The sequence below is a fragment of the Micrococcus sp. HMSC31B01 genome (assembly GCF_001816085.1).
GTDB lineage: Bacteria > Actinomycetota > Actinomycetes > Actinomycetales > Micrococcaceae > Micrococcus > Micrococcus luteus.
This window is the reverse complement of record NZ_KV825279.1, coordinates 1-1,238: the sequence shown is the minus strand read 5'-3', so window position 1 is coordinate 1,238 and position 1,238 is coordinate 1. Positions and strand designations below refer to the sequence as shown.

Sequence of the window (1,238 nt, the reverse complement as noted above, 5' to 3'; positions counted from 1 at the left end):
GTCAACAACGTCATGACCTCTTACACCTAGACTGGAGGCCATGAGCTCTCCCGCCCCCACCGCCCCCCGCCCGGACGGCCGCGCCGTCGACGAGCTGCGCCCCATCACCATCACCCGGGGCTGGTCCCGGCAGGCGGAGGGCTCGGCCCTGATCGAGTTCGGGAACACCCGCGTGCTGTGCACCGCCTCCTTCACCGAGGGCGTGCCGCGCTGGCTCAAGGGCGAGGGGACCGGCTGGGTCACCGCCGAGTACGCGATGCTCCCGCGGGCCACCAACGAGCGCAGCCAGCGCGAGTCCGTCAAGGGCCGGATCGGCGGGCGCACCCACGAGATCTCCCGCCTGATCGGCCGGTCCCTGCGCGCCGTCATCGACCTGTCCGCCCTGGGGGAGAACACCATCGTCCTGGACTGCGACGTCCTCGATGCCGACGGCGGCACCCGCACCGCCGCCATCACGGGCGCCTACGTCGCCCTCGCCGAGGCGGTGGCCTGGGCGCGGCGCGAGGGGATCCTCGCGAAGGGCGCCGCCGTCCTCAAGGACTCCGTCGCCGCGGTGTCCGTGGGCATCGTGGACGGGGTGCCCGTCCTCGACCTGCCGTACGTGGAGGACGTGAAGGCGGAGACGGACATGAACGTGGTCGTCACCGGGGCCGGGGAGTTCGTGGAGGTGCAGGGCACCGCCGAGGGCGCGCCGTTCACCCGCGCCGAGCTGGACACCCTGCTGGACCTGGCCCTGATCGGCACGGGTGAGCTGGCCCGCGTCCAGGCCGAGACCCTGGCCGCCGCCACGGAGGACCGGGCGTGAGCGCGCCCGCCTCCTCGTCGGCAGGCCTGCCGGAGGGCGCCCGCGTCGTGCTCGCCACGCACAACGCGGGCAAGGTGCGCGAGCTGCGGCAGCTGCTCGCCGGCGCCGTGCCCGGCCTCGACGTGGAGGCCGCGGTGGTGGACGCGGGCGCCGTGGGCGCCCCGGACGTCGTCGAGGACGGCGTCACGTTCGCCCAGAACGCGCTGAAGAAGGCCCGCGCCGTGGCCGCGCACACGGGGCTGATCGCCGTCGCGGACGACTCGGGTCTGGCCGTGGACGTGCTGCACGGCGCCCCCGGGATCTTCTCGGCCCGCTGGGCCGGGCGCCACGGGGACGACCGTGCCAACCTCGAGCTGCTGCTGGCCCAGCTGGCCGACGTGCCGGACGAGCATCGGGGTGCCCAGTTCGTGTGCGCCGCCGCGCTCGCGGTCCC

The 1,238-nt window shown here is 74.8% G+C and carries 2 protein-coding genes; both read left to right on the top strand.

Features of this window, described 5'->3' with window-relative positions:
• The first annotated feature begins 40 nt into the window (after positions 1-40).
• Positions 41-805 carry a ribonuclease PH gene (gene rph / locus HMPREF3105_RS09570; protein WP_036313000.1) on the top strand — a complete coding sequence of 255 codons (765 nt, stop codon included), beginning with the start codon at positions 41-43 and terminating at the stop codon, positions 803-805.
• Positions 802-1,238, top strand: a 437-nt coding sequence (locus HMPREF3105_RS09565) for a non-canonical purine NTP pyrophosphatase (RefSeq protein WP_305791344.1), incomplete at its 3' end; no start/stop codon positions are given. The genes rph and HMPREF3105_RS09565, both read left to right, overlap by 4 nt.

Excerpts from the sequence above, each read along its gene's own strand:
- rph (WP_036313000.1), top strand. The coding sequence starts at position 41 with ATGAGCTCTCCCGCCCCCACCGCCCCCCGCCCGGACGGCCGCGCCGTC.